This is a genomic window from Nonomuraea rubra, assembly GCF_014207985.1.
Classification (GTDB): domain Bacteria; phylum Actinomycetota; class Actinomycetes; order Streptosporangiales; family Streptosporangiaceae; genus Nonomuraea; species Nonomuraea rubra.
In genome coordinates this window covers 3001093-3027066 of sequence record NZ_JACHMI010000001.1, presented here as the reverse complement: position 1 = coordinate 3027066, position 25974 = coordinate 3001093, and the positions used below count along the sequence as shown (strand labels likewise).

Here is a 25974-nt window from a genome sequence, read left to right as displayed (position 1 = left end):
CGTCCGAGACCTGTACGACCGATGGTCATCGCCGCCGACGGCATCACCCGCCGGAGGCAAGCTCGGCCAGGTGGTGCAGCGAGTTCGTGAGGTGCTCGGGCCCGAACGGCGGGAACTGGATGCACTTCCGGATGGACTGCGGCACCGCCGACCAGTCGTAGGTGATCGTGACCTCGGTTTTGGACGGGCCGGGCGGGGCGAGGTCGTAACGCCAGAGCCAGCCGCCGAACTCCAGACGGCCGTCGTCCTTCTCCTCGCCCGTCAGCCAACCGATGGCGTGCGGCGGGTCGAGCACCTGGACCTGGTTGGCCACCCGGTAGTCAAGTTCTGCGGCCGGCAGGCCGGCTGCCGAGAGGCATCGCTCTGTCTGAACGAACAAGCAGATACATATAGACCAAGCGATCCGCCTGTTCTAACATCACTCTATGACCATCAGTCCCCAAGGCGTCACCGAGAGCGACGGGTCGCCGAGGTGTCCACCTTCTGAGCGCCTCGCGAAGAACGGCGGTCCCCGCCTGATCCGGGCAAGCAGGGCCCGCCGCCTCTGACCCCTACGGAGCGCCCGAGCATGCGCTGGCACGCCTACCACTGGACTGGAGCGGGAGCCGACCGGGACATCAAGGCCACCCCGAGCGCATCCCGCTTGAAAACCATCTGCGTACGACCCTCGAACCGCCCACCCGGCGTGTCGACAGCCAGACGGAAGGAGAGCACGTGACCGATAGGCACGACCACCATCCCAGGGACTCCCCTCTTACGGAGAGCGAGAGCGCGGATGTCGGGGCGGACGCGAGGGCAGATGTCAGAGCGGGCACGGACGTGACACTGGGCGCGGGCGCGAGGGCCGACGTGAGGGCGGACACGGGGACGGACGCAAGCACGGACACGGGCACGGACGACCAAGACGCCAGGGAATGCAACCACCACGACCCCATCGAAACCCCACACGCCTTCCCACACCCAAAACCCCCACAAAACGGACACGCGAGGATCGATTGGGCCCCCTCGGTGGGCAGATGCGCCTCGGCCAGGGTCCGCGACCTCACCTGCGAATGCCTGCCGACCAGCTACGAACTATGCGCCGCAGCCGGCCTCCTGCACATCCGCCGAACCCAGAGAACACCCCAAGGCGTCCGGATCAGCGAAAGCCCCTGGCTCAGAACAGCCCAGGGCCTGGCCCTCTGGACCGCCCTGCTCGAAGGCCGCGCCCGGTAGGAGCCCCGGCCGGGCTCGTACGCGGGTAGCGAAAAGGCCCCTCGCAACCTTCCCTGCGAGGGGCCTCCCGCACGCCCGTACGGGTCTCAGTTCATCCCATGCCCGTGGCTGTCGTCGTCGTCCGTGTCCGCGCACCCGGCGGTGGTGGTCCACAGGGTCATCGGCGCGTCCATCTTGATGACGTTGGTCACCCCGTCGTCGCACATGATGAAGGACGGCCCGTGGAAGTCCAGGTCGTCCCCGGCGAGCGCGGGCACAGCGGTGAGGAGCAGGGCGGCGGCGGTCATGGTGAGGGCGGCGAAAGCGCTTTTGTACATGGTGGTCCCCCGATGCGATGTGAGGCGATCGTTCGCCTGCGTTCGTACCCGCACGAGTGGATCAAGTGGTTCAGGGTTCGATGCGAAGATCTTTACTCAAGGGGGATCCCCCACTCCGCCCGCAGCCCCGCCAGCGCCTCGTGGAAGCCGGGGAACGTCTTCTTCACGCACCCGGGGTCGTCCAGCGTGATCCCCGGCGTGCGCAGGCCGGTGATGCTGAACGACATGGCGATCCGGTGGTCGCCGTGGCAGGCGATCTCGGCGGGACGGGGCCGGGCCGGGGTGATCTCGATCCAGTCGCGGCCGAGGCTGACCGGGACGCCCAGCCGCCGCAGGTTCTCGGCGCACGCCTCCAGCCGGTCGCACTCCTTGACGCGCGTGTTGTACACGTCCTCGATCCGCACCGGGCTGTCGGCGAAGGGGGCGATGGCGGCGAGCGTGGGGACGGTGTCGGAAATGTCGCGCATGTTGACGGTCAGGCCGTGCAGGCCGCCCGTACCGGTGACGGTCATGGAATCGGGTGACATTTCCACTGATGCGCCCATCCGCTTCAGCACCTCGGCGAAACGTACGTCCCCTTGCAACGCACCGGAGCCCAGCCCGGGGATCGTGATGGTGTTCCCGGTCAGGGCGGCGGCGGCAAGGGGGTAGCTGGCCGTGGAGGCATCGGGTTCGATGGCGTAGTCGGCGGCCTCGTACCCCTGCGGAGGCACGTGGAACGTCGCCCCCTCGCGCCGCACCTCGACCCCGAAGCTGCGCATCATCGCCAGCGTGATCTCCACGTACGGCACCGACACGAGATCGGTGACGGTGATCTCCAGCCCCTCGGCGGTCAGCGGCCCGACGAGCAGCAACGCGGTGAGGAACTGCGACGACAGCCCCGCGTCCAGCGTGATCCGCCCGCCCTTGATGCCGGAGGCCCGAACGGTCAGCGGGTGGTGCCCCTCCTCGCCTTCATGCGTCAGGTCCACGCCCAGCTCGCGCAGCGCCGTGGTGAGGGGCCCGAGCGGGCGGCGGCGCATCTGCGGGGAGGCGTCGAAGCGGAACAGACCGTGCCCGGCCGCCGCCAGCGCGGGCAGGAACCGCGCGGTCGTGGCGCCGTCGCGGCAGAACACCTCCGCCTCCCCGTACGCGGGCCCCTCCGGCCGGCCGTCGATCGTCCACGCCTCCGGCCCGCGCTCCACCCGGTAACCGAGCGCGGCCAGCCCCTCCGCGAACCCTTCCGTGTCGTCCGAGACCAGCGGCCGCCGCAGCACGGTGGTGCCGCGCGCGGCGGCGGCGAGGAACAGGGCGCGGGCGGTGACGGACTTCGAGCCCGGAACCTGCATGATGGTCATACCAGGCAGCCTAGACGCGGGTCGCCGGCGTCGGCCTCGATCCGGCCCTGGCGAGCACTCCGGCGACACCCAGCACGGCCGCCGAGAGCGTGGTGATCAATGCCAGGACCAGCGGATCGCCCCACCACAGCGTCCCCGCGACGATGGTCGCCGCCATCGGCACCAGCACGACCGCCACCCGCCGTCCGACGGGCGAGCGCAGCGCCATCACCCCCGCGATCAGCACGAGCGCGACCGCGACGGGAAGCCCCGCCGCCTGAAGATCAGGCTCCCCAGCACGGGCAGACCGGCCAGCGCGGCCGTCCACCTGACCAGCCGCGGCACACCCGAAAGCCGCCCAGCGCCGGTCGAGCCAGGCGAACAACACATCACGAAGAGGGCGATGGGTGCGAGGAGCGCGGCGATGCCGAGCGCGTACCGCCGGCACAGGCTCGACCGGGGATCGACGGCGTGCCGCAGCCTGATCGCCAGGCCGCCGCGCACGACGTCGCAGGCGTCCTCAGCGACGGCCGCCGCCGGCCGGGTGCCGCGCTCGCGAGCAGCACCCCGAGCATCTCCTCCTCGTGCCGGGCCCGGTGCTCCTGCGGGCAGGCCGCCAGTAACCGCCGGTAGCCCCGCTCCAGGCTCGTCATGCGCCGCTCCCCATCGTCCCGAGGCCCAGGCGGGATCGCAGCCGCGCGGTCGCGGTCTCCACGTTCCGCCGCAACCGCTCGGTCTCGTCCGCCAGCCGCTCCTCGCCGGACCGGGTCAGCCGGTAGTAGCGCCGGGCCCGCCCGTCCACGACCTCCTCCCGTTCGGTCTCGGCCAGCCCCTCCCCTTCCAGCCGGTCGAGCGCCGCGTACAGGGTGCCGGCGCGCAGCCGCACCCGCTCTCCGGAGATCCGGAGCACGTCTGTGACGATCCCGTACCCGTGCTGCGGCCCGGCCGCCAGCGCCGTCAGGATCAGGAACGTCGGCTCCTGCATCGATCGGTGCGTCATGCCGACGATATATACCGATGATCGGACTATGAGGCGAACGCGGCAAAGTTCACCTGTCTTTCACTTGTCCCGCTGGATGCCGCGCCGTCCGGGGGTAGGGGGCGAGCATGCGCTACAACGTGCTGGCCTGCGACTACGACGAAACCCTGGCCGCGGACGGCCAGGTGGACGACGGGACGATCGAGGCGCTGGAGCGGCTGTCCCGGGCCGGGTTCAAGCTGCTGCTGGTCACCGGGCGCGAGCTGGACGACCTGCTCTCGGTCTTCCCGCATCCGGCCCTGTTCGACCTGATCGTGGCCGAGAACGGCGGCCTGCTGTACGACCCGCGCCAGCGTACCTGCGACGCCCTGGCCGCGCCGCCGCCCGCCGAGCTGGCCGAGCGGCTGCGGGCGGAGGGGGTGAGCCCGCTGGGCGTCGGGCAGGTGCTGGTCGCCACGCGCGAGCCGCACGACGTGCACGTGCTCGGGCTGATCCGCGAGCTGGGCCTGGAGCTGCAGGTCATCTACAACAAGGGCGCCGTCATGGTGCTGCCTCCCGGCGTGAACAAGGCCACCGGCCTGTGCGCCGCGCTCGGCCGCCTGTCCCTGTCGCGGCACAGCGTGGTGGCGGTCGGCGACGGGGAGAACGACCACGCGTTCCTGACCGCCGCCGAGTGCGGCACCGCCGTCGCCAACGCCCTGCCCGCGCTCAAGGACGCCTGCGACCTCTGCCTGGACGAGTCGAACGGGCGCGGCGTGACCGAGCTGGCCGGGCTGCTGCTGACCGGCGACCTCGACGAGCTGGACCTGCCGCGCCACCACATCCTGCTCGGCCACGCGGGCGAGGAGGAGGTGCGGCTGCCCTCGTACGGGATCGGCCTGCTGGTGGCGGGCCCGTCCGGCAGCGGCAAGTCCACGGTCACCACCGCGCTGCTCGAACGGCTCACCGGCGACGGCTACCAGTGCGCGATCGTGGACCCGGAGGGCGACTACGCCGAGTACCCGGGCCTGACCGTGCTCGGCGACCCCGACCGGGTGCCGGCGGTGGACGAGGTGGCGCACGTCCTGGAGCAGCCCGACCACAGCGTCGTGATCAACCTGATCGGCCTGCAGCTGCGCGACCGGCCCGCGTACTTCGCCGAGCTGCTGCCCCGCCTGACCGGCCTGCGCGCCAAGCTGGGCCACCCGCACTGGCTCATCCTGGACGAGGCCCACCACCTCATGCCCGCGGAGGTCCGCGAGGTGCCCATCCGGCATCCCGGCGACCTCGGCGGGCTCCTGATGATCACCGTTCATCCCGACGCGCTGAGCCCCGCCGCGCTGCGCCTGGTCACCAGCACGATCGTGGTGGGCAGGGAGCCGGGGAACACGCTGGCCGCCTTCGCCGCCGCCCGCGGCCTCGACGCGCCCACGCTGCGCCCCGCCCCGAAGGGCGATCTCGCGCTCTGGCAGGACGGTACGGACTACGCGCGCGAGCTGACCCTGGCCCCCGCCCGCGCCGAGCGCACCCGGCACCGGCGCAAGTACGCGGCCGGCACCATGGCCAAGGACAAGAGCTTCTACTTCACCGGCCCGGAGGAGCGGCTCCGGCTGCGGGCCAGGAACCTGCACACGTTCGTCGAGCTGGGCGAGGGCGTGGACGACGACACCTGGCTGCACCACCTGCGGCGCGGCGACTACTCGGCGTGGATCCGCGACAAGCTGGGCGACGCGGAGCTGGCGGACGAGGTGGCCGCCGTGGAGAGCGCGACCGAGGGCGACCTGTCGCCGCGGGACAGCAGGCAGCGGGTGGCGGATCTCATCGGCGCCCGCTACACCCTGCCCGCCGAGCCCACGGACTTCGACCCGGACCACCAGGACCGGTGAGGCACCGGCCCGGGTGGCGGGCGGGTCAGGCCGGGGCGGGTGGCTTGATCGGGGTGCGGCCGCGGCCGAGCACCCACAACATGGCCGCCAGCGCGGCGACCTGCAGCGGCCAGCCCATCACGATCTTGGCGAAGCCGAGCGCCGCCACCGCCTCGTCGCCACCGCCGAACAGGTACACCGGCCCCTGCACGGCCACCCGGACCGCGCACGGCAGCATGAGCAGCCACGTCAGCCGGGTGCAGAGCCGCACGATGCCGGGATCCTTGTGCCAGGCGGTCGGATCGCCCGTCACCGACCCGATCAGGAAGCCGACGACCGGCCACCGCGTGACGATCGAGATCAGCATGGCCACGGCGTAGCCGGCGTTGTACAGGATGCCGGGCAGGAAGTAGTCCTTCGCGTCGCCGGACCTGCTGGCGAAGAACGCGCCGATCGCGATGCCGATCAAGCTGTTGATCACGAACTGCGGCGTGGACCGCTGGATGATCCGCACCACCAGCAGCACCACCGACAGCGAGATGCTGATGATGAGCGACAGCTTGAGGTCTTCCGTCGTGATCCAGGACAGCGTGAACGCGATCGTCGGGACGGCCGCCTCGATGATGCCGCGCACGCCGCCGAGGGCCTTGGCGAGCTGTGCTCGCACCGCCGCCTCAACGGTGTCGTGGGCGACCTCTTCCGCCTCAGCACTCACCTGATCAACTCCCTGGGCGCAGCTCGTAACGCGGATTGAACATCACCTTGCGCCCGTCCTGCATGCTGACCAGGCCCTCGGCCTTGACAGTGCGGCCCGGCTCGATGCCCGCGATCTTGCGGCGGCCGAGCCAGACCAGGTCGATCACGTCGGACCCGTCGTACAGCTCGGCCTCGAGAGCAGGGGCTCCGCCCCTCGGACGCAGAGTCACCGTACGTAGCGTACCCGCCACACAGAAGCGGCGGCGACCGCCACACGAGACGATAGGGGTCGCGCCGACCTCGTCGGCGTCCTCCCGGAGTTCCTGGGCCTCGATCTCGGACTGGCTGGTGGCCAGCCGACTGAAGAACCCGCGCAATCCCCCGCGTTTAGGGGGCTCTGCCGTACTCATGATGCATCAGCCTATGTGATGTCAGCTCTTAGCGAATCTCACTGATTTCAGGTCCTCGCTTGAACGGGTTGAAACCCGGCCGCTGCTCGCCCGTCTCGCCCGTCTGCTCGTTCGGACGGCGCAGCGGGATGGGCTCCTCGCGGGCCATCGGCTCGTCGCCGCGGACCACCACGACGTCCCTGATGAACTCGATGTACGGCTGCGCGACCGCGTCGTCGGCGGCCGCCTTGCCGGAGATCACCGCCAGCAGGAACCAGCGGGGGCCGTCGATGCCGAGGTAGCGGGCCGGGCGGCTGCTGCCCTCGACCTTCATCTCGCCGGTCAGCTCGCTGCCGAACGGCCCCTCCCGCTGCTCCAGGTGCTTGGCCTGGGCCAGGATCTTGGTCTTGACCTCGTCCCAGAGGCCGGAGCTGCGCGGCGCGGCCAGGGCCTGGAGCTGCAGCGAGCTCTCGTCGTACAGGACGACCACCCCGACGTGCTGGTCCCCGACGGAGGCCAGGCGCACGTCGAAGTCGGGGTTGTGCGGCAGCCGCAGGCCGCCCAGATCGATCCGCTCGGACTCCGGGTGGGGCTCGTCGGCGTCCCACGGGCCGGATTCGCGCGTCGGCTCCGCTACCTCCTGCTCGGCCGCCTGCTCCGGCTGCTCACGACGACGACGTCGGAACACGTTCCTCACTCTCCCTGCTCGTCGGGCCGCTGCCGGGCCCGTAGTTCGTCGGGCCCCGCAGGGGCCCCTTCCCACACCACGATCAGCGGCCCGTCGATCCGAAGCCGCCGGCGCCGCGCGCGGACCCCGGCAACTGCCCGGCCTCCACGAACGCCACGCGTTCCACCCGCTGGATAACGAGCTGCGCCACCCGGTCTCCCCGCCGCAGCCGGAACGGCTCCTTGAGGTCGGTGTTGATCACCGTCACCTTGATCTCGCCCCGGTAGCCGGCGTCCACCGTACCGGGCGCGTTGACCAGCGTGACGCCGTGCCTGGCGGCCAGCCCGGAACGCGGGTGCACGAACGCGGCGAAACCGTCGGGCAGGGCGATCGCCAGCCCGGTGCCGACGACGGCCCGCTCGCCGGGCATCAGCTCCACGTCCTCGGCGGCGTGGAGGTCGGCTCCCGCGTCGCCCGGATGGGCGTACGACGGGATCGGCAGCCCGGGGTCGAGCCGCTGGATGAGGACCTCTGCTCCGCTCAAGGGTTCACCTCGTAGTCCTGGTGCTCGGTGGCGATGGCGGCCAGATCGCCGTGCTTGGCGAAGTGTTCCATGTTCACCTCGATGAACAGCGCTGCCGCGCGAACGGCGACCGGCCCGTCTGGAGCGCCGATGCGCCCCTCAGCCTCAAGGTACGCCTTTCTGCCGTCGATGCCGTTGCACCAGGCGCGCAGGTGGAGTGTCGTGCCCACGGGAACGGGGAGCAGGTAGTCGGTCTCCAGCCGTCCCGTCACATAGGGCTTGTGGAACAGGTAGACGGACATTCCGATGACTTCGTCCATGGCGGCGGCCAGGACGCCGCCGTGCGCCAGCTTCGGCGCTCCCTGATGCGCCTCCCCCACGGTGAACTCCGCCTCGACGGTGGTGCCGTCGGGGGTCCTGGCGTTGAGGTGCAGGCCGGTCGGGTGCCCGGTGCCGCAGCCGAAGCACTGGCTGTAGTGGGAGCCCAGGGTGGCGCCCGCCTGCGGCGCATCGGGATGTGCGGCGGGCTGCCGCGCGCCCGGCGGCGGGGTGGTGAGGGAGGAACGAGTCACGGGTGACGAGGTTACTCCGTGTCCTTCTCCTGCTCGTCCCCGGTGGCCACCGGCGCGGCCGGCTTCTCCGATCGCGTGAACGGCCCCTCCGGTCGCACGGGCGGCCCCTCCGGTCGCGCGGGCGGCGGCTCTCCGCCCGGCGGGGCGTCGTCGTGACCGGGTGGCAGCTCCGGTGGCTGATGTCGCAGCTCCGGCAGCGCCCGGTAGATCACCGCCGCCACCGGCACGGCCACGGCGGCGCCCGCGATGCCCGCCAGGATGCCCCCGATGGACAGCACGAGGATGATGGCCAGCGGGTGGAAGTTGAGCGCGCGCCCGACGATCAGCGGCTGCAGCACGTGGTTCTCCAGCTGCTGCTCCACGATGAGGATGCCGAGAAAGATCAGGGCGTACACGAGGCCCTTGGCGCCCAGCGTGACCAGGGTCGCGATCGTGCCGGCGAAGAAGATGCCGACGATGGGGATGAAGCTGGCGAAGAAGATCAGCACGGCCAGCGGCGCCCACAGCGGCACGCCCATCCCGGCCAGCACGATCCCCATGATCAGGCCGTGCACGGCGGCCACCGCCACCGTGCCCTGGACGTAGTGGGAGAGCGTGGCCCACGCGGCCCGCCCCGCCCGGTCCACGCGCGGCGCCACCCCGCCGAACGCCTTCAGGAACCACACCCAGATCCGGTCGCCGTCCTTGAGCAGGAAGAACGTCACGAACAGCAGCAGCACGATGGACGCGAGCACCTCGACGGCCACCGCGCCGGCCGACAGCACCGTGCCGGTGATGGCCGTGCGCTGCGCGTTGAGCAGGGCCGCGATCTCGTCCACGTAGCCGGTGATCTGCGTCTGCTCCAGGTGCAGCGGGCCCTCGATCAGCCAGGCCTGCACGGACCTGGCCGTCTCCTGCACCTGCACGACCAGATTGGGGAACTCCTCGCCGGCCCGCGCGCCCACCAGCCACCCGGTGCCGACGAGCACGGCCAGCGCCACCAGCATGGTGATCCAGGTGGCGTAGATGGGCCGCATGCCGGCGCCGCGCAAGGAGTTCGTCAGGGGGAAGAGCAGCGCCGTCAGCAGGAGCGCGATCGCCACGGGCAGCGCCACGAACGCCAGGCGGGCGATGGCCTGGACGATGAAGTAGACGACCACGCCGACGAGGATCAGGCACCCGCTCCATGCGGCCATCCTGGCCAGCACGGGCGGCACGAGCTTGGTGGGGCGGTCGGTCAGCACGTGTTCAAGACTGGCACGTCCCGGGCCGGGATGCGCGCGGATATCGGGCGGGCAGCTTTCAGCGTAATGGAGCAGCACTCCCACCAACCGGCCTCCGCAGATCGGGCCTGTGCAAGCGCGGGGGCGCGTGTCACCGTCATGGTCATGAAGGCTGTGGTGGTCCTCACCGTGCTGGCGTCCCTCATCGCCGCCCCCGCCCCCGCGTACGCCTCCGGCGCCGCCCCCGCCCCCGCGTACGCCTCCGGCGCCGCTCTGGCGCTGGAGGTGCTCTCCAGCCGCCCCGGCCAGGTGACCGGCGGCGACGCCCTGATCAGAGTCCGCGGTACGGGCGGCGCCGGGCTCAGGGTGCTCCGCAACGGCGAGGACGTCACGGCGGCCTTCGGACGGACCGGGGACGGCCTCACCGGCCTGGTGAGCGGCCTGGACGTCGGCGACAACACGATCACCGCGACGGCGGGTCCGCACAGGCGCACCCTGAAGGTCCGCAACCACCCCGTCCAGGGCCCGGTCTTCTCGGGCGCGCACCAGTACCCGTTCCTGTGCAAGACCGAACGCAGCGGCCTGGGCCCGCCCGTCGCGGACAACCAGGACGGCCAGGGCATGCGCGTCGCCGGCGGCTGGAGCAGGGACTGCTTCGCCCCCACGGTCACCGACCGCCTCTACCGCTCCACGGACGGCACGTACAAGCCGATGCCGGCCCAGGGCCGTCCCCCCGACCTGGCCACGACCACGCTGCTGGACGGCCGCACGGCCGACTTCGTGGTCCGGCGGGAGCGCGGCGTGATCAACCGGTTCCTCTACTCGATCGCCATGCTGGAGGACGCCTGGAACGGCAGGGCGATCTACCGGTTCGACGGCGGCGTGGGCATCGGCCACGACCAGGGCACCCTCGGCGGCAGCGCCCTCGACCCGTACGGCCTGGGCCAGGGCTACGCGATCCTGCACTCGTCGGGCACCCGCACCTCGACCCACTACAACCTGATCCTGGGCGGCGAGACGGCCCTGATGGTCAAGGAGCGGTTCATCGAGCGGCACGGCCCGCCGCTCTACACGGTCGGCGTCGGCGGCTCCGGCGGCGCCATCCAGCAGTACATCTACGGCCAGAACCACGGCGACCGGGTGATCGACGCCGCCATCCCGCAGTACTCGTACCCGGACATGGTCACCCAGACCATCCACGTGGGCGACTGCGAGCTGCTCGAACGGTACATGGACGCGCATCCCCGCTGGGCGCGGTGGGACGACCGTACGGCCCTGATCGGCATGAACGCCAGCGACACGGTCGTCAACCCGACCACCGGCGAGCCGGGCTCCGACGAGTGCGTCAACGGCTGGCGCGGCCTGACCCCGCTGACCATGAACCCGCTGTGGACGAGCAACAACGACCCCGAGTGGCAGCGCATGGACCCGCCGGGCGTCAAGGACACCGTCCAGTGGACGCACTGGGACGACCTGCGCAAGGTGTACGGGGTGGACGAGCAGGGCCACGCCCGTTCGACGTGGGACAACGTGGGCGTCCAGTACGGGCTGAAGGCGCTGACGGACGGCGTGATCACCCCGGAGGAGTTCCTCGACCTGAACGCCGAGGCGGGCTCGTGGAAGGAGGCGGCCGACATGGTGCAGGAGGGCTGCCCGTTCGTGCCGTCCGCCTGCCCGGCCGACTTCGACCCGTGGAGCGCCCGCAACGCGAACCTGAGCGGCGATCCCGCCCCGAGACGTACCGGTGACCCGGAGGCGATCAGGAGCGTGCGGAACAGCGGCCTGATGTTCGGCGGCGACCTCGACCTGCCGGTCATCGACTGGCGGCACTACCTGGAGGAGCAGCTCGACATGCACAACGCGCACCAGTCGTTCGCCTCCAGGAAGCGCATGCTGGACCACGACGGCAGGGCCGGGAACCAGGTCATCTGGTTCACCGACGCGCGTCCTGACGGGCCGGGGTTCGACCAGACGCCCGAGGCGCTGCGGGTGATCGACGCCTGGATGGCGAATATCCGGAAATATCCGGCGCGAGGCGTCACGGCGAACAGGCCGCCCCAGGCCGTGGACCGCTGCTTCGCCACGGACGGCACCGAGCTCGCCGCCGGCCCGCACGTCTGGGACGGCGTCCTCGACCGCCGCGCCCCCGGCCCGTGCACTCAGCGCTTCCCGCTCTACGGGACCTCGCGGACGGTCGCGGGCGGCCCGATCGAGGGCGGCGTCCACAAGTGCCGCCTCCAGCCGGTCGACCGGGCCATCGCCAAGGGCCTCTACGGCGCCTGGCGGCCGGACCGCGACCAGCGGGCCAGGCTGAAGCAGATCTTCCCGACAGGAGTGTGCGACTACTGACGGGCCTGCGGCACCGGCAGCTCGCGCATCGTCCGCATGGGCGAGGTGAACACCCACAGGAACGCCAGGCAGGCCCCCACCCCGGCGACCACCAGCGTGCTCCTGACGCCGATCAGCTCGCCCAGCACGCCGCCGATCAGCCCGCCCAGCGGCATCGTCCCCCAGACGAGGAAGCGCATGGTGGCGTTCATCCGGCCGAGCAGCTCCTCGGGCGTGGCGGCCTGGCGGAAGCTGAGCTGGGTGACGTTGTAGACGACCACGCCCGCCCCGACGAAGAACTCGTACCCGACGACCAGCCCGAGCCGCCAGTCGGCCTGCACCAGCGGCAGCAGGAAGGTCAGCGGCGCGGGGATCAGGATCGCCAGCCACATCGTCGGCCCCTGCCCCAGCCACCGGGCCAGCCGCGCGTTGAGCACCGCGCCCACGAGGCCGCCGAGCCCGCCGGCGGCCATGAGCAGGCCGATCGTGCCCGCGTTCACGTCCAGCTCCCCGGCCAGCAACAGCAGGAGCATGGGGTGGGCGATCGAGGAGAACAGGTTCGCGGTGCCGGTGCAGCCGGCGATGCGGCGCAGCAGCGGGTGCCCGAACACGAACCTGACGCCCTCGGCGATCTCCTTGCCCAGATGCGCCCGGGGCCGCTCCTGGCGCGGCTCCCGCTTGCGGATGGTGCCCAGGCACAGCGCCGACCAGGCGAACCCGGCCACGGTGACGACCAGCGCGAACGGCGCGGTGAGGAACTGGATCAGGTAGCCGCCGACGCTCGGCCCGCCGAGCTGGGCCACCGTACGGACGACCTCCAGCGTGGAGTTGCCCTCGACCAGCCGCTCGCGCCCGACGAGGTGCGGCAGGTAGCTCTGGTACGCGGCGTCGAAGAACACGGTGAACACGCCGAGCACCAGCGCCACGGCGTACAGCTGGTAGATCGTCAGCGCCCCCAGCCACCAGGCGAACGGCACGGAGGCCAGCGCCAGCGCCCGCGCCCAGTCGCTGACCACCATCACCATGCGCTTGCGCCGCCGGTCCACGATCGCGCCGGCGGGCAGGCCGATCACCACGAACGCCAGCGTCTCGCACGCGGTCAGCAGCCCGACCTCGAACGCCGAGGCGTCCAGCGCGGTCACCGCCACCAGGGGCAGGGCCAGGAACAGCAGCTGCGTGCCCACCTGGCTGGCGGAGTCGGCCAGGAACAGCCCACGGAAGTCGTGGTCGCGTAAGAGGCTCACGCTGAGAACCTCTCACAACCGATTGAGAAAATTCAACCGGCTATAGGGTGGCCTGCCATGGGCACCAAACGCCGCCCCGCCACGGAGGCCGAGGCCCGCGCGCTGGCCTCCTCCGTCCGGCTGCGGATCCTGCGCCTCTGCCTGGACCAGGCACTGACGAACAAGGAGATCGCCGACCGCCTCGGCGCGAATCCCGCCACGACCCTGCACCACGTCCGCAAGCTGGTGGAGACCGGGTTCCTGGCGGCCGAGCCGAGCCGCCCCGGCCCGCGCGGCTCGACCGAGATCCCCTACCGGGCCACCGGCAAGTCGTGGCAGATGGACGTCCGCGAGAGCGGCGTGACGGGCGGCAGGAGCGCCATGCTCGACGCCTTCCTGGAGGAGGTCAGGCTGGTCGACATCGAGGAGGCCAGCTTCACCAGGCTCGGGCTCAGGCTCACCCCGGACGCCCACACCGAGCTGCTCGAACGGCTGCACGAGGTGTTCGACGAGTTCCACGACCGGCAGCCGGAACCGGGCGGGGAGGCGTACTCGCTGTTCGTCGCCCTCCACAGGGACGTGTCCAGAGACGCGTGATGCCGGGCGCGCGTGCGCCCGGCATCAGCATCACCGCGGCTCAGCCGAGGTGGACCTCGACCTTGAGCGTGTCACCGTGCTCCAGCACGAACTCCTCGACGTTGCCCGCCGCGCACAGGTCGTCCTGCGCCTGCCGCAGCAGCTCCACGTCGGGCGCCCACACGGTCAGCCGCGACACCTCGGCCCGCATCGACTGCTTGGCCTCGGACTTGGCCTTGCGCACCTGCCCGAGCACCTCCGAGGCCACGGTCAGCACGGCCGGGTCGCCCGCGCCGCGCTCGACGGCGGGCCAGGAGGCGCGGTGCACGGAGCCGTCGCGCCACCACGACCACACCTCCTCGGTCACGAACGGCACGAACGGCGCGAACAGCCGCAGCAGCACGTCCAGCGCCTGCCGCAGCGCCGCGTGCGCCGACGCGGAGGCGGCGCCGGACTCGTACGCCCTGGCCTTGACCAGCTCCACGTAGTCGTCGCAGAACGCCCAGAAGAACCGCTCCACGACCTCGATGGCACGCGTGTGGTCGTAGCCCTCGAACGCCTCCGTGGCCTCGCGCACGGCGTCGGACAGCGCCGCCAGCATGGCCAGGTCGAGCGGCTCGGTCACCTCGGCGTCGGACTCCCCGGCGGCCAGCCCCAGGACGAACTTCGAGGCGTTCAGGATCTTGATGGCCAGCCGCCGCCCGACCTTGAGCTGCCCGGCGTCGAAGGCGGTGTCGACGCCGTAGCGGCCGTTGGCCGCCCAGTAGCGCACCGCGTCGGAGCCGTGCTGCTCCAGCAGGTCGATCGGGGTGACGACGTTGCCCTTGGACTTGGACATCTTCTTGCGGTCGGGGTCGAGGATCCACCCCGAGATCGCCACGTCGCTCCACGGCAGCGTGCCGAACTCGTAGTGCGACCTGGTCACCGTCGAGAACAGCCAGGTGCGGATGATCTCGTGGCTCTGCGCCCGCAGGTCGGCCGGGAAGACGCGGCCGAACAGCTCGTCGTCGGTGCCCCAGCGGCCCGCGATCTGCGGGGTCAGCGACGAGGTGGCCCAGGTGTCCATGACGTCGGGGTCGGCCATGAACCCGCCGGGCACGCCGCGCTGCTCCTCGGTGTAGCCGGGCGGCACGTCGGAGGACGGGTCGACCGGCAGCATCTCCTCGGTGGGCAGGATCGGCGCGTCGTGGACGGGCTGCCCGGCCTCGTCGATCGGATACCACACCGGGAACGGCACGCCGAAGAAGCGCTGCCGCGAGATCAGCCAGTCGCCGGTCAGCCCCTCGACCCAGTTGTCGTAGCGCACCCGCATGTGCGGCGGGTGCCAGGTCAGCTCGCGCCCGCGCGCCAGCAGCCGCTCGCGCAGCTCCTCGTCGCGCCCGCCGTTGCGGATGTACCACTGGCGGGTGGTGACGATCTCGAGGGGCTTGTCGCCCTTCTCGTAGAACTTCACCGTGTGCTGCACCGGCCGGGGCTCGCCGTCCAGGTCGCCGGACTCGCGCAGCAGCTCCACGATGCGCTCGCGGGCGCTGTGCACGGTCTTGCCGGCCAGCTCCTTGTACGGCTCCTCCTCCACGCCCTCGGGCGGCTCGGGCAGCAGCCGCCCGTCCCAGCCGATCACGGGCCGGGTGGGCAGGTGCAGCTCCCGCCACCAGGTGACGTCGGTGAGGTCGCCGAACGTGCAGATCATCGCGATGCCGGTGCCCTTGTCCGGCTCGGCCAGGCGGTGGGCCAGCACCGGCACCTCGACCCCGAACAGCGGCGTCAGCACCGAGGTGCCGAACAGCTCCTGGTAGCGCTCGTCGTCGGGATGGGCGACCAGCGCCACGCAGGCCGGGATCAGCTCTGGCCTGGTCGTCTCGATCCAGACCGGGCCCTTCTCACCGTAGAAGGAGATCTTGTGGAAGGCGCCGGGCCACTCCCGGTCCTCCAGCTCGGCCTGGGCCACGGCGGTGCGGAACGACACGTCCCACAGCGTCGGGGCCTCGGCCAGGTAGGCCTCGCCGCGCAGCAGGTTGCGCAGGAACGCCCGCTGCGCCACCGCCCGCGACTCGTCGCTGATCGTGGTGTAGAGCAGCGACCAGTCGACCGACAGGCCGATGCGCCGCCACATCTCCTCGTACGCCCGCTCGTCGATGGCGGTCAGCTTGTGGCACAGCTCCACGAAGTTGCGCCGCGAGATGGAGATCTCCCGCTTGCCCGGCTTGTCCGGCGGCACGAAGTCCGGGTCGTACGGCAGCGAAGGGTCGCAGCGCACCCCGTAGACGTTCTGCACGCGGCGCTCGGTCGGCAGGCCGTTGTCGTCCCAGCCGATCGGGTAGAACACCGACTTGCCGAGCATCCGCTGGTAGCGGGCCATGATGTCGGTGTGCGTGTAGGAGAAGGCATGACCCACGTGCAGGGAGCCGGACACGGTCGGCGGGGGCGTGTCGATGGAGTAGACCCGCTCGCGCGGCGCCGACCGGTCGAAGCGGTAGGTGCCCTCGTCCTCCCAGCGAGCTACCCATACCTGCTCCAAGCCGTCAAGGGTCGGCTTGTCGGGCATGGATGCATGGCGTAGTCGCTGTTGAGTCATGCCTCCTTATGGTACGGCTTCGCAGGCCCGGCAGGCGTTAGAGACTAGTGTTCGTTACAAAGGGGAAGGGAGATCGACATGGCGGAGGACAAGCCCGATATCGCCTGGCGCGTCGTCGGCGGCCTGGTGGGGCTGGTGACGGCGTGGGCGGCCAGGAAGATCCTCGGGTTCGCCTGGAAGAAGGCGACCGGCAAGGAGCCGCCCATCGACACCGACTCGCCCGAGGTGAGCATGGGCGAGGCGATCGGTTACGCCGTCGTCATGGGGGTCGGCATGTCGGTGGCGCAGATCGTGGTCAACCGGACCGCCAAGAAGCGCTACGACGCGTGGAAGTCACTGAAGCAGGTGACTCCAGGGCAGTGAGGAACTCGCTCGCCCAGCGGTCCACGTCGTAGGTGGCGACCCGGCGGCGCATCGTCCGCATCCGCCGGGCCAGCTCGTGCGGCGTGGCCCGCATGGCCGCCAGCATCTGCCGCTTGACGTCCTCCACGTCGTACGGGTTGACCAGGTACGCCTGCCGCAGCTCGTCGGCGGCCCCGGCGAACTCGCTCAGCACGAGCGCCCCGTGCAGGTCGTGGTGACAGGAGATGTACTCCTTGGCCACCAGGTTCATCCCGTCGCGCAAGGGTGTGACGACCATGACGTCGGCGGCCAGGTAGAGCGCGGCCAGCTCGTCGTGGCCGTACGACTGGTGGAAGTACCACACCGGCTGGTAGCCGAGCTGGGCGTGCTCGCCGTTGATCCGGCCCACCTGCAGCTCGATGTCGTCGCGCAGCCTCTTGTACTCGTCCACCCGCTCCCTGCTCGGCGTGGCGATCTGCACGAACACGGCCTCGCCCGGCCGCAACCGCCCGTCCTTGAGCAGCTCGCCGAACCCTTCCAGGCGCTGCCCGATGCCCTTGGTGTAGTCCAGCCGGTCCACGCCGAGCAGCACGTGCTCCGGGTCGCCCAGCTCGACCCTGATCTCCTTGGCCCGGTCCACGATGCGCGGCTCGCGGACGAGCGAGTCGAGCTGCGCGAAGTCCACGGAGATCGGGAACGCCTGCGTGGTGACGATCCGGTCGTCGAGGAAGATCTCGTTCCCCTTGTACGGCAGCCCGAGCAGCCGCCGGCACAGCCTGCGGAAGTTGGAGGCCCCTCCGGGGAGCTGGAAGCCCACCAGGTCGGCCCCGAGCAGCCCTTCGACCAGCTCCTTGCGCCACGGCAGCCGCCAGAACAGCTCCGTCGGCGGGAACGGGATGTGCAGGAAGAACCCGATCCGCAGGTCGGGGCGGAGCTTGCGGAGCATCGCGGGCACGAGCTGGAGCTGGTAGTCCTGCACCCACACGACCGCGCCCTCCTCGGCCGCCTCGGCGGCGGCCTCGGCGAAGCGCTGGTTGACGCTGCGGTAGGTCTCCCACATCTCCCTGTCGAACACCGGCGTGGCGACCACGTCGTGGTAGAGCGGCCACAGCGTGGCGTTGGAGAAGCCCTCGTAGTAGAGCTCGACCTCACGGGCGGACAGCGGGATCGGGATGAGGCTCATGCCGTCCTGCTCGAACGGCTCCAGCTTCTCGTCGGGCGCCCCGTGCCAGCCGGCCCAGGCTCCGTGACGGCGCTGCATCACCGGCGCTATCGCGGTGACGAGGCCGCCAGGACTCCTGCGCCACGAAGCCGTTCCGTCAGGCTCGATCGTGCGATCGACCGGCAACCGGTTCGCGACGATCAGAAACGAGCTACGGCCACTCAACGCAGTCCTCCTATGGGGTCAGGTGTCAGGAGAGCCGCCAAGCGCACGGCTCACAGCGGCCGCCACCGACTCCGGCCCCGCATGGGGGATGATCGCGGCGATGTGGGAATCGGGCCTGATGAGCCATGCCTCATCCGGCCCGGCGCCGAGTCTCTCGGCGAGGGAGCCGGTCCCGTCCATCTCCGCGAGCCCGCGTACGGCGAGCGGCGCCGTAATGACCTTGCCCAGGACCTGCACAAACAAACTCGAATCGCACATATCGCCCAACAGGACGAGGAATCCGTCCCGCGTGAACTCCCGCAGCCTGCCCCCCGGCAGCGGCAGGTCGGGCAGGATCACCCCGGGCGCGGGCGGGCACAGCGCCCCCTTCGGCGGCCTGCCCAGGAACGGCCGGCCTGGCTCCGGCGTGGTGAGCGGCGAGTCGACGTACCAGAACGGCTCGGCGAACCGCCCCGAGTCCACCTCCTCCATCCGCCCGCCCTCCAGCACCGCGCGCCTGCGCATCCGCTCCTCGACGGTCCTGGGGGCGAGGAAGCGCATGGTGGCGCTGGTGATCTCCAGGTTCTCCAGCGCGGCGGCGTGCCGCTCGGCGTGGTACGACTCCAGCAGCCCGGGCCCCGCCCAGCCGTTGAGCGCGAAGGCCAGCTTCCAGGCGGCGTTCTCGGCGTCCGGCACGCCCGAGTTCAGCCCTCGCGCGCCGAACGGGGCCACCAGATGGGCGCAGTCACCCGCCAGGAGGACCCGCCCGGCCCGCATGCGGGAGGCGATGCGCGAGTGGAAGCGGTACGTGCTGTGCCAGAGCAGCTCGTACGGCCGATCTCCAATGATTTGCCGGATTTTTCGCGATATATCGACATCTGTTGGGATGAAGTCCGGCGCGATCTGCCAGTCGATCCGGTACGTGCCCCCCGGGCACGGATGGATGAGCACCTGGCGGCCCGGGTTCCACACCGGATCGAAGTAGAAGCGCCGCTCGCTCTCCCAGCCGGGCAGGTCCGCCTTGATGTCGCAGATCAGGAACTGGTCCTCGAACGACTCCCCGGAGAACGCCACCCCCAGCGACGCCCGGATCCCCTGCGCCCTGGCCCCCGCGCACACCAGCACGTACGGCGCGCGCAGCAGCCGCTGGCCGCAGTGCACGGTCACCCCCGAGCCGTCCTGGCTCAGCCCCGTGACCTCGTGGTCCCAGCGCACCTCGATGAGCGGCTGCCCGGCGATGGCCTCGTCGAGGATCTGCTCGGTGCGGGCCTGCGAGATGTTCACGCACGGCGGCAGCGGCCCCTCGCGCTCGAACGTCCACGAGAACAGCTCCCGGTCGCGGTAGTAGGTGCGGGCCGTCGTCCAGGCCAGCCCCTCCTCGGCCACCCTCCCCGCCCCCGCGGCGGCCCAGATGTCGAGCACGTCGCGCTGCTGGCAGATCGACTTCGACCCGCCGCTCCCCCGCCCCGGCCGCTGGTCCAGCACCAGCACCTGCACGCCCCACCGGGCCAGCAGCAGCGCGGCGCTCTGCCCGACCGGCCCGGCCCCGACCACGATGACCTGCGCCTCGTTCATGACTGCAGCTCGTCCCACACCTGACGGTCGCGCTCGGCGGTCCAGACGCGCGGGCGCTCGACGCCGTGCAGCTCGTCCCAGAGCCTGGAGACGTTGAACGGCAGGCAGTGCTCGAAGATCGGCCAGCGGCCGTAGCGGGGCTCCAGGGCGCGGTGCGTGCGCTCGAACGCCTCCTTCAGCGACCCGGCCCCGCCCGTCTCGCGCAGCATCACGGCCAGGAAGTCGCGGGTCTGCCCGATGGCCGCGCCGACGGCCTCCTTGCCCCTGGCCACCGCGCCCCGGCCGCCGACCAGGGTCTCGGCGCCGAACGAGGCCACCCGGTCGAGGGTGCCCGAGTGCCAGTCGCGGTGGAAGGCGTCGCCGGTGTAGAGGGCGGCCTGCGACTCGACGAGGTCGCCGGCGAACAGGATCCGGTGCGCGGGCAGCCACGCCACCAGGTCGCCCTCGGTGTGGCCGCGCCCGCAGTACTGCAGCACCAGGTCGCCGCGCCCGCCGCCGAGGTCGATGGTGAAGCGGTCGCTGAACGTGGCCGTCGGCCAGGTCAGGCCGGGGATCGAGGCGGGGTCCTTGAACAGGCGGGGCATCCTGGCGTACTCGCTGGCCCAGTCCTGCTCGCCGCGCTCGGCGATCAGCTCGCGGGTCTTCTCGTGCGTCACGATCACGTCCGCGCCGAACGCCGACGCGCCCAGCACGCGGACCGCGTGATAGTGCGACAGGACCAGGTACCGGATCGGCTTGGTGGTGTGCTCGCGCAGCCTGGCCAGCCACTCGCGGGCGGCCACGGGGGTGGCCAGCGCCTCGAAGCAGACGAGGAAGTCCTCGCCCTCGATCGCGCCCACGTTCGGGTCGCCCTCGGCGGTGAGCGCGTACACGCCGTCCGCCAGCACCTCCAGTGACTGCTTCTTCTCGCCGAGATCCGCCGACGAGGCGAACGGCTTGGCCATCGCTGCTCCTCCCGCTCAGGCGTGGTTCCGTCAGAGGCATACCCCGCGGTGCCGCTCGCGCCCTCTTGACAGGCAAGTCGGGGCGGTGATTTGTTTACCGAACATTCGGTCAGTAAACAAGGGGGATCCGCCTTGGAGAGCGCGCGCCGCATGATGGGCGCCGACGCCGCCTCCGCCGCCCTGGGCATCGAGCTGGCGGAGCTGGACGAGGGCCGGGCCGTGTGCCGCATGACCGTGACCGAACAGATGATCAACGGCCATGACCTGTGTCATGGCGGGTACGTGTTCCTGCTGGCCGACACGGCCTTCGCGTGCGCGTGCAACACCGCCGGCCCCGTCACGGTGGCGGCGGGCGCCGAGATCTCGTTCGTCTCCCCCGCCCGCGCGGGGGACGTGCTGGTGGCCGAGGCCGCCGAGCGCACGCGCTACGGGCGCAGCGGCATCTACGACGTCACCGTGCGGCGGAACGACGGTCAGGTGGTCGCGGAGTTCCGCGGCCGGAGCCGGGAGTTGAAGTGAAACTTGGAGATCCTCCCGCGAGCCACGAACTCGACCCGATCGAGCGCGTGTCCCGCGACGAGCTCATGGCGCTCCAGCTCGAACGCCTGCAGCGAACCCTGCGCCGCGCCTACGAGCACGTCCCGCTCTACCGGGACAAGTTCGACCGGGCGGGCGTGCATCCGAGCGACTGCAAGGAGCTCGGAGACCTGGCGAAGTTCCCCTTCACCACGAAGCAGGACCTGCGCGAGTCCTACCCGTTCGGCATGTTCGCGGTGCCGCGCGAGCAGGTCGCGCGCATCCACGCCTCCAGCGGCACCACCGGCCAGCCCACCGTCGTCGGCTACACCAAGGGCGACCTCGACGTCTGGGCGGAGGTCGTGGCCCGCTCGATCCGGGCCTCAGGCGGGCGGCCCGGCGACATCGTGCACGTGGCCTACGGCTACGGGCTGTTCACCGGCGGCCTGGGCGCGCACTACGGGGCCGAGCGGCTGGGCTGCACGGTGGTGCCCGTCTCCGGCGGGATGACGCCCCGGCAGGTGCGGCTCATCCAGGACTTCCGGCCCAGCGTGATCATGGTGACGCCATCGTACATGCTGGCCCTGCTGGACGAGTTCACCGCCCAGGGCCTCGACCCGCGCGAGTCCTCGCTGCGCATCGGCGTCTTCGGCGCGGAGCCGTGGACCGAGAAGATGCGCGCGGAGATCGAGGACCGCTTCGACCTGCACGCCGTGGACATCTACGGCCTGTCGGAGGTGATGGGTCCCGGCGTGGCCAACGAGTGTGTCGAGACCAAGGACGGGCTGCACATCTGGGAGGACCACTTCTACCCGGAGACCGTCGACCCGTTCACCGGCGAGCCCGCCCCCGAGGGCGAGCTGGTCTTCACCAGCCTCACCAAGGAGGCCATGCCGGTCATCCGCTACCGCACCCGCGACCTGACCCGGCTGCTGCCCGGCACCGCGAGGCCGGCCTTCCGGCGCATGGAGAAGGTGACCGGGCGTACCGACGACATGATCATCCTGCGCGGCGTGAACGTGTTCCCGACCCAGATCGAGGAGCTCGTGCTGGGCGTCGAGGGCCTGTCGCCGCACTTCCAGCTCCACCTGACCCGCCCTGAGCGGCTCGACGTGATGACGGTCAGGGTGGAGGCGCGCCCCGGCTTCCCCGGCCGGGCGGAGGCGGGCGAGGCGCTGCGCAAGGCGGTCAAGGACACCGTCGGCGTCAGCGTCGAGATCGACGTCGTGGACCCGGAGACGCTGGAACGGTCGGTCGGCAAGCTCAAGCGCGTCATCGACAGGCGCTGACCCCCCACGCCATGTCTAGGGGTTGAGCTCGTCCGGGCGCGAGTCCTGCGGCGGCAGCGCGGGACGCTTGACCCGCAGGTCGTTGCGGATGGCCTCGCCCAGCTTCTTGGTGGCGATGCGGTTGAGCGCTCCTCCGGCGATGGCGCCGGTCAGGAACGGCCCGAAGGTGGTCAGATGGCGCCCCAGCGTCCGCATGAGACGGTTGCGCAGCGCCGTCTTGGTCGCGGCTCCCAGAGCCAGGGAGACGGACGCGGGCGCGAGGGGGTCGATGCCGCGCTGTTTCGCCCAGGCGGCCGTGAACGCGACGGCGCGCTGGGTTCCGGTGCCCTGGACGTGTACGCCGTACACCTCGTGCAGCTCGGCCAGCAGCTTGACCTCGATGGCGGCGACGACGATGGTCTCGGCGACGAGCTGGGCGGGGGCGGAGAGCAGGAGGGGTGGCGCGGCGAACTCGGCCGCTGCCAGTGCTCCGCCGATGGCGCCGACCGTCATCGTGGCCTTCTGCGCGGTGCGCACCAGGTCGTCGGCGAGCTCTTCGCCGGTCAGGCCATGATGATGCTCGGAAAGGGTGTGCAGATCCCTGATCGGGATGCGCGGCGCGATGTTGAGGAAGACGTCGGCCAGCCAGCGGCCCCGGCCCGCGCCGGTCGCGCGTGCCTTCTTCGCCCCGGCGGACAGTGCCTGGGCAAGTCGGCCGAGCAGCCTGCGCCGCTCGGCCGGCTCGAGCTCACCGGGAGTGGTGAGCCTGCCAACGAGCTCGCCGACCTCACGATCGGGGTCGGCGATCTCACTGCCTGGTTGCTGGTCTTTCTCTGGTACGGCCACGCGGTGCCTCCGTGTCTCTTGGTCGCGATCGCCCAGGGTGTGCCTTTACGCCCGCCCCGAGCTCCTTCGCTCCAAAAATTAGGCGGCGCACTCCCGGCAGACCTGCTGGCCGTTCTTCTCTGAGGCCAGCTGGCTGCGGTGATGCACCAGGAAGCAGCGCGAGCAGGTGAACTCGTCCGCCTGACGGGGGATCACCCGCAGGGAGAGCTCTTCGTTCGACAGGTCCGCACCGGGCAGCTCGAGCGACTCGGCCAGATCGGTCTCGTCGATGTCGATGCTGCCAGACGACTTGTCGGTGCGACGCGCCTGCAGCTCCTGGAGGCTGTCCTCCCCCAGGTCGTCGTCTGTCTTGCGCGGGCTGTCGTAGTCGGTAGCCATTGTGCTTACTCCATCCCCCTCAGCTCTATGTCTTCGCGCTCATCGCGCGTCTTCTAACGTCCGGGAAGCCCATCTTGTGCCCGTTCCGTCGGGGAGATTTCCCATCGGTACCCCGCGGAAACGGACAACGAACCTCCCAACACGTCAGGGCCTGCTGCCGTCGGCAATGGTTAGCCAAATATGGCGAAACCCACAGCCTTGGCGTCATGCACCACCGTGTTCGACGGCACATCCAACCACATGTGCGGCGTGGATGAGACGCCCCCCGTGACTCAACACGCGCACGAACGCGCCACGGCGGCACAACCGTTCATCGCCTCGGAAGCCGAATGGTCACGACCAGCCCTCCGCCATCACGCGGCACGGCGGCAACATTCCCGCCGTGCGCCTGTACCACCGCACGGACGATGGACAACCCCAGACCCGATCCCTTGGCCGAATCCACGCGGTCCGCGTGGAGCCTCCTGAACGGTTCGAACAGGCTGTTCACCTCGTACGCCGGCACATGCTGTCCTGTGTTGGCCACCTGAACAACCAAGGCACCGTCCGCCATTCCCGTTCGGATCCAGACTTTTCCGTTTTCGGGAATGTTGTACTTGACGGCGTTCTCCAGCAGGTTGCTGACAGAGCGTTCCAGGAGCACGGGATCGCCTGTGGTAGGCGCGCTGACCAGTTCGGTGGAGACGGTGACGCCGTGCTCTTCGGCGAAGGGCACGAGCTGTTCCACGGCCGTCTGGGCGACTTCCATGACGTCGAGGGGTTTGCGCACGGCGAGTTCGCGTTCGCTCCTGGCGAGGAGCAGCAGTCCTTCGATGAGCTTCTCGTTGCGCGCGTTGACCTCCAGCAGGGTACGGCCGAGCGCTTTGAGGTCCTGCGACGCCTCCGGGTCCGACAGGGCGATCTCCAGGACCGTCCTGTTGATGGTGAGGGGGGTGCGCAGCTCGTGGGAGGCGTTGGCCACGAACCTGCGCTGGGTGTCGAAGGCGACGTTGAGGCGGGTGAGCATGGCGTCGAAGGTGTCGGCCAGCTCCTTCAGCTCGTCGTTGGGGCCCTCCAGGCCGATGCGCTGGTGGGCCAGCGTGCTCTCCGAGAGCTTCTTGGCCGTGGCGGTCATCCTGGCCACCGGCCGCATCGCCCTGTCGGCCACGAAGTAGCCGATGATCAGCGCCAGGATGCCCACGCCGACCAGCGCCATCGCCGCGCTCTGCAGGAGCTGGTCGCGGGCGTTCTGGACAGTGGCCTCCTTGGCCTGCAGCCACTGGTCCTGCGCGATCGCCGCGTCGATGGCGTTGATGCCGCGCGTGTTGAGCTCTGGCCACTCGGTCACGATGGACGTGCCGACGATGGCGTACATCGAGAGCAGCAGCGCGGCGGCCGCCGCGAACACCAGCGCGCTGTAGGTGATCGTCAGCCGCCAGCGGATGCTGACCTTCCCCGGAAGCTCTCTCACACGCTCCATGGTGGAGCGCGAAACCACCGTCTGTCCCGGCGGAGGCGGGCCGTCCCAGGCGGGCGGCCCGCTGGGCGGCGGGGCCGCCTGCACGCGCGTCGCCTTCCTGGCGGAGTGCGGGCTGATCATCGGATGCGTCGGCCCCGCCTCACGCTCTGGCCTTTCACTCACAATTTGTACCCAACCCCGGGCACAGTCTCGATCACCTGAGGCTCACCCAGCTTCTTCCGCAGCGTCATCATGGTCACGCGGACCACGTTCGTGAACGGGTCGATGTTCTCGTCCCACGCCTTGTCCAGCAGGTCCTCCTGGCTGACCACGGCCCCCTCGGCCCGCATCAGCTCCTCGAGCACCGCGAACTCCTTCTTGGTCAGCACGACCTCCCTGCCGTCGCGCTCCACCAGCCGCTTGCCGGGATCGAGCTTGATCCCGGCCCGTTCCAGCACGGGCGGCAGGGCGGGCGCGGAGCGGCGGCCGAGCGCGCGCACCCTGGCGACCAGCTCGATGAACACGAACGGCTTGGCCAGGTAGTCGTCGGCCCCCAGACCGAGCCCCTCCACCTTGTCGTCCACGTCGCCCGACGCGGTCAGCATGAGGATCCGCGAGGCCGTGCGCTGCTCCACCAGCCGCCTGCACACCTCGTCGCCGTGCACCACCGGCAGGTCGCGGTCCAGCACGATCACGTCGTAGTCGATGTAGGAGGTCCGCTCCAGGGCACCGCCGCCGTCGTAGGCGACGTCCACCGCCATGGCCTCCCGCCGCAGCCCCGTCGCGATCGCGTCGGCGAGCACCCGCTCATCCTCTACAACCAGCACTCGCACGCCGGTACACCTCTCTCCGATTCTGGGCACTCATTCTGCCCACAGG

General features: G+C 70.7%; 27 protein-coding genes. 6 read left to right on the top strand and 21 right to left on the bottom strand.

All coding sequences use genetic code 11. The features are described from left to right. Window positions 1-43: 43 nt before the first annotated feature. From HD593_RS13780 to HD593_RS13755, 6 genes are all read right to left on the bottom strand, one after another. A complete protein-coding gene (locus HD593_RS13780) occupies window positions 44-379 on the bottom strand; it encodes an SRPBCC family protein (protein WP_221524752.1) in 336 nt (111 codons plus the stop codon). A 922-nt stretch (window positions 380-1301) separates the two neighbouring features. Beyond that, window positions 1302-1532, bottom strand: a complete 231-nt coding sequence (locus HD593_RS13775; protein WP_185102544.1) for a hypothetical protein — start codon at window positions 1530-1532, stop codon at window positions 1302-1304. Window positions 1533-1624: 92 nt separating this feature from the next. Further along, complete coding sequence (gene aroA / locus HD593_RS13770; RefSeq protein ID WP_185102543.1) at window positions 1625-2869, bottom strand: 3-phosphoshikimate 1-carboxyvinyltransferase; 1245 nt, start codon at window positions 2867-2869, stop codon at window positions 1625-1627. Window positions 2870-2879: 10 nt separating this feature from the next. Then, the gene (locus HD593_RS13765) at window positions 2880-3095 is read right to left on the bottom strand and encodes a hypothetical protein (RefSeq protein ID WP_185102542.1); all 216 of its coding nucleotides are present in this window, start codon (window positions 3093-3095) and stop codon (window positions 2880-2882) included. Continuing rightward, complete coding sequence (locus HD593_RS13760; protein ID WP_185102541.1) at window positions 3089-3352, bottom strand: hypothetical protein; 264 nt, start codon at window positions 3350-3352, stop codon at window positions 3089-3091. The genes HD593_RS13765 and HD593_RS13760 overlap by 7 nt, the downstream gene beginning before the upstream one ends. Window positions 3353-3497: 145 nt before the next feature. Continuing rightward, window positions 3498-3848 carry a PadR family transcriptional regulator gene (locus tag HD593_RS13755; protein ID WP_246546508.1) on the bottom strand — a complete coding sequence of 117 codons (351 nt, stop codon included), beginning with the start codon at window positions 3846-3848 and terminating at the stop codon, window positions 3498-3500. 107 nt (window positions 3849-3955) lie between these two features. Between HD593_RS13755 and HD593_RS13750 the strand changes: the two genes are divergently transcribed. Further along, window positions 3956-5692, top strand: coding sequence for an HAD hydrolase family protein (locus HD593_RS13750; protein WP_185102540.1), 1737 nt, complete (start codon window positions 3956-3958; stop codon window positions 5690-5692). 25 nt (window positions 5693-5717) lie between these two features. Here the strand turns inward: HD593_RS13750 and HD593_RS13745 are convergent, their stop codons facing one another. The 6 genes from HD593_RS13745 to HD593_RS13720 form a co-directional block, all read right to left on the bottom strand. Further along, complete coding sequence (locus tag HD593_RS13745; RefSeq protein ID WP_312903457.1) at window positions 5718-6386, bottom strand: DUF3159 domain-containing protein; 669 nt, start codon at window positions 6384-6386, stop codon at window positions 5718-5720. Between the two features lie 4 nt (window positions 6387-6390). Then, the gene (locus HD593_RS65550) at window positions 6391-6597 is read right to left on the bottom strand and encodes an OB-fold nucleic acid binding domain-containing protein (protein ID WP_225289212.1); all 207 of its coding nucleotides are present in this window, start codon (window positions 6595-6597) and stop codon (window positions 6391-6393) included. Window positions 6598-6805: 208 nt separating this feature from the next. Further along, window positions 6806-7444, bottom strand: a complete 639-nt coding sequence (locus HD593_RS13735; RefSeq protein ID WP_185102539.1) for a DUF3710 domain-containing protein — start codon at window positions 7442-7444, stop codon at window positions 6806-6808. An 82-nt stretch (window positions 7445-7526) separates the two neighbouring features. Next, a complete protein-coding gene (dut, locus tag HD593_RS13730; RefSeq protein WP_185102538.1) occupies window positions 7527-7967 on the bottom strand; it encodes a dUTP diphosphatase in 441 nt (146 codons plus the stop codon). Next, window positions 7964-8518, bottom strand: a complete 555-nt coding sequence (locus HD593_RS13725; protein ID WP_185102537.1) for a PaaI family thioesterase — start codon at window positions 8516-8518, stop codon at window positions 7964-7966. Before HD593_RS13725 ends, dut begins: the two co-directional genes overlap by 4 nt. Window positions 8519-8529: 11 nt before the next feature. Next, a complete protein-coding gene (locus HD593_RS13720; protein WP_185102536.1) occupies window positions 8530-9741 on the bottom strand; it encodes an AI-2E family transporter in 1212 nt (403 codons plus the stop codon). A gap of 144 nt (window positions 9742-9885) precedes the next feature. Between HD593_RS13720 and HD593_RS13715 the strand changes: the two genes are divergently transcribed. After that, the gene (locus HD593_RS13715) at window positions 9886-12069 is read left to right on the top strand and encodes a DUF6351 family protein (RefSeq protein WP_185102535.1); all 2184 of its coding nucleotides are present in this window, start codon (window positions 9886-9888) and stop codon (window positions 12067-12069) included. Here HD593_RS13715 and HD593_RS13710 read toward each other — a convergent pair. Next, on the bottom strand, window positions 12063-13292 hold the full coding sequence (locus HD593_RS13710; protein ID WP_185102534.1) for an MFS transporter: 1230 nt from the start codon (window positions 13290-13292) through the stop codon (window positions 12063-12065). The genes HD593_RS13715 and HD593_RS13710 overlap by 7 nt on opposite strands. Before the next feature lie 57 nt (window positions 13293-13349). On the opposite strand from HD593_RS13710, the gene HD593_RS13705 reads away from it, so the two are divergent. Further along, window positions 13350-13868, top strand: a complete 519-nt coding sequence (locus tag HD593_RS13705) for an ArsR/SmtB family transcription factor (protein ID WP_185102533.1) — start codon at window positions 13350-13352, stop codon at window positions 13866-13868. A 40-nt stretch (window positions 13869-13908) separates the two neighbouring features. On the opposite strand, the gene valS is transcribed toward HD593_RS13705, so the two are convergent. Further along, window positions 13909-16392 carry a valine--tRNA ligase gene (valS, locus tag HD593_RS13700; RefSeq protein WP_185102532.1) on the bottom strand — a complete coding sequence of 828 codons (2484 nt, stop codon included), beginning with the start codon at window positions 16390-16392 and terminating at the stop codon, window positions 13909-13911. A gap of 108 nt (window positions 16393-16500) precedes the next feature. On the opposite strand from valS, the gene HD593_RS13695 reads away from it, so the two are divergent. Then, window positions 16501-16785 (top strand): DUF4235 domain-containing protein, encoded by a 285-nt coding sequence (locus tag HD593_RS13695; RefSeq protein ID WP_185102531.1) that lies wholly within the window; start codon window positions 16501-16503, stop codon window positions 16783-16785. Here the strand turns inward: HD593_RS13695 and HD593_RS13690 are convergent. Genes HD593_RS13690 through HD593_RS13680 form a run of 3 tightly spaced genes read right to left on the bottom strand, consistent with a single transcriptional unit; the run spans window position 16718 to window position 20649 of the window. Continuing rightward, window positions 16718-18151 carry an alpha,alpha-trehalose-phosphate synthase (UDP-forming) gene (locus HD593_RS13690; protein WP_185102530.1) on the bottom strand — a complete coding sequence of 478 codons (1434 nt, stop codon included), beginning with the start codon at window positions 18149-18151 and terminating at the stop codon, window positions 16718-16720. The genes HD593_RS13695 and HD593_RS13690 overlap by 68 nt on opposite strands. A gap of 18 nt (window positions 18152-18169) precedes the next feature. After that, complete coding sequence (locus HD593_RS13685) at window positions 18170-19705, bottom strand: FAD-dependent monooxygenase (protein ID WP_185102529.1); 1536 nt, start codon at window positions 19703-19705, stop codon at window positions 18170-18172. Then, complete coding sequence (locus HD593_RS13680; protein WP_185102528.1) at window positions 19702-20649, bottom strand: MBL fold metallo-hydrolase; 948 nt, start codon at window positions 20647-20649, stop codon at window positions 19702-19704. Before HD593_RS13680 ends, HD593_RS13685 begins: the two co-directional genes overlap by 4 nt. A gap of 150 nt (window positions 20650-20799) precedes the next feature. On the opposite strand from HD593_RS13680, the gene paaI reads away from it, so the two are divergent. Together paaI and paaK are read left to right on the top strand one after the other, a co-directional pair. Continuing rightward, window positions 20800-21168, top strand: a complete 369-nt coding sequence (paaI, locus tag HD593_RS13675; RefSeq protein WP_185111823.1) for a hydroxyphenylacetyl-CoA thioesterase PaaI — start codon at window positions 20800-20802, stop codon at window positions 21166-21168. Then, window positions 21165-22454 carry a phenylacetate--CoA ligase PaaK gene (paaK, locus tag HD593_RS13670; RefSeq protein WP_312903456.1) on the top strand — a complete coding sequence of 430 codons (1290 nt, stop codon included), beginning with the start codon at window positions 21165-21167 and terminating at the stop codon, window positions 22452-22454. The genes paaI and paaK overlap by 4 nt, the downstream gene beginning before the upstream one ends. Window positions 22455-22469: 15 nt before the next feature. On the opposite strand, the gene HD593_RS13665 is transcribed toward paaK, so the two are convergent. The 4 genes from HD593_RS13665 to HD593_RS13650 form a co-directional block, all read right to left on the bottom strand. Then, a complete protein-coding gene (locus HD593_RS13665; RefSeq protein ID WP_312903455.1) occupies window positions 22470-23279 on the bottom strand; it encodes a hypothetical protein in 810 nt (269 codons plus the stop codon). A 78-nt stretch (window positions 23280-23357) separates the two neighbouring features. Then, the gene (locus HD593_RS13660; protein ID WP_020542847.1) at window positions 23358-23657 is read right to left on the bottom strand and encodes a DUF4193 domain-containing protein; all 300 of its coding nucleotides are present in this window, start codon (window positions 23655-23657) and stop codon (window positions 23358-23360) included. Window positions 23658-23967: 310 nt separating this feature from the next. Then, window positions 23968-25236 carry a sensor histidine kinase gene (locus tag HD593_RS13655; RefSeq protein WP_185111822.1) on the bottom strand — a complete coding sequence of 423 codons (1269 nt, stop codon included), beginning with the start codon at window positions 25234-25236 and terminating at the stop codon, window positions 23968-23970. 38 nt (window positions 25237-25274) lie between these two features. Continuing rightward, window positions 25275-25928 (bottom strand): response regulator transcription factor, encoded by a 654-nt coding sequence (locus HD593_RS13650; RefSeq protein WP_080036256.1) that lies wholly within the window; start codon window positions 25926-25928, stop codon window positions 25275-25277. Window positions 25929-25974: the final 46 nt, after the last annotated feature.

Coding starts and splice junctions, on each gene's coding strand:
- HD593_RS13655 (WP_185111822.1), bottom strand. CDS start 25,236: ATGATCAGCCCGCACTCCGCCAGGAAGGCGACGCGCGTGCAGGCGGCC.
- aroA (WP_185102543.1), bottom strand. CDS start 2,869: ATGACCATCATGCAGGTTCCGGGCTCGAAGTCCGTCACCGCCCGCGCC.
- HD593_RS13715 (WP_185102535.1), top strand. CDS start 9,886: ATGAAGGCTGTGGTGGTCCTCACCGTGCTGGCGTCCCTCATCGCCGCC.
- paaI (WP_185111823.1), top strand. CDS start 20,800: ATGATGGGCGCCGACGCCGCCTCCGCCGCCCTGGGCATCGAGCTGGCG.
- HD593_RS13705 (WP_185102533.1), top strand. CDS start 13,350: ATGGGCACCAAACGCCGCCCCGCCACGGAGGCCGAGGCCCGCGCGCTG.
- HD593_RS13775 (WP_185102544.1), bottom strand. CDS start 1,532: ATGTACAAAAGCGCTTTCGCCGCCCTCACCATGACCGCCGCCGCCCTG.
- HD593_RS13685 (WP_185102529.1), bottom strand. CDS start 19,705: ATGAACGAGGCGCAGGTCATCGTGGTCGGGGCCGGGCCGGTCGGGCAG.
- HD593_RS13755 (WP_246546508.1), bottom strand. CDS start 3,848: ATGACGCACCGATCGATGCAGGAGCCGACGTTCCTGATCCTGACGGCG.
- HD593_RS13695 (WP_185102531.1), top strand. CDS start 16,501: ATGGCGGAGGACAAGCCCGATATCGCCTGGCGCGTCGTCGGCGGCCTG.
- HD593_RS13750 (WP_185102540.1), top strand. CDS start 3,956: ATGCGCTACAACGTGCTGGCCTGCGACTACGACGAAACCCTGGCCGCG.
- HD593_RS13660 (WP_020542847.1), bottom strand. CDS start 23,657: ATGGCTACCGACTACGACAGCCCGCGCAAGACAGACGACGACCTGGGG.
- valS (WP_185102532.1), bottom strand. CDS start 16,392: ATGCCCGACAAGCCGACCCTTGACGGCTTGGAGCAGGTATGGGTAGCT.
- HD593_RS13680 (WP_185102528.1), bottom strand. CDS start 20,649: ATGGCCAAGCCGTTCGCCTCGTCGGCGGATCTCGGCGAGAAGAAGCAG.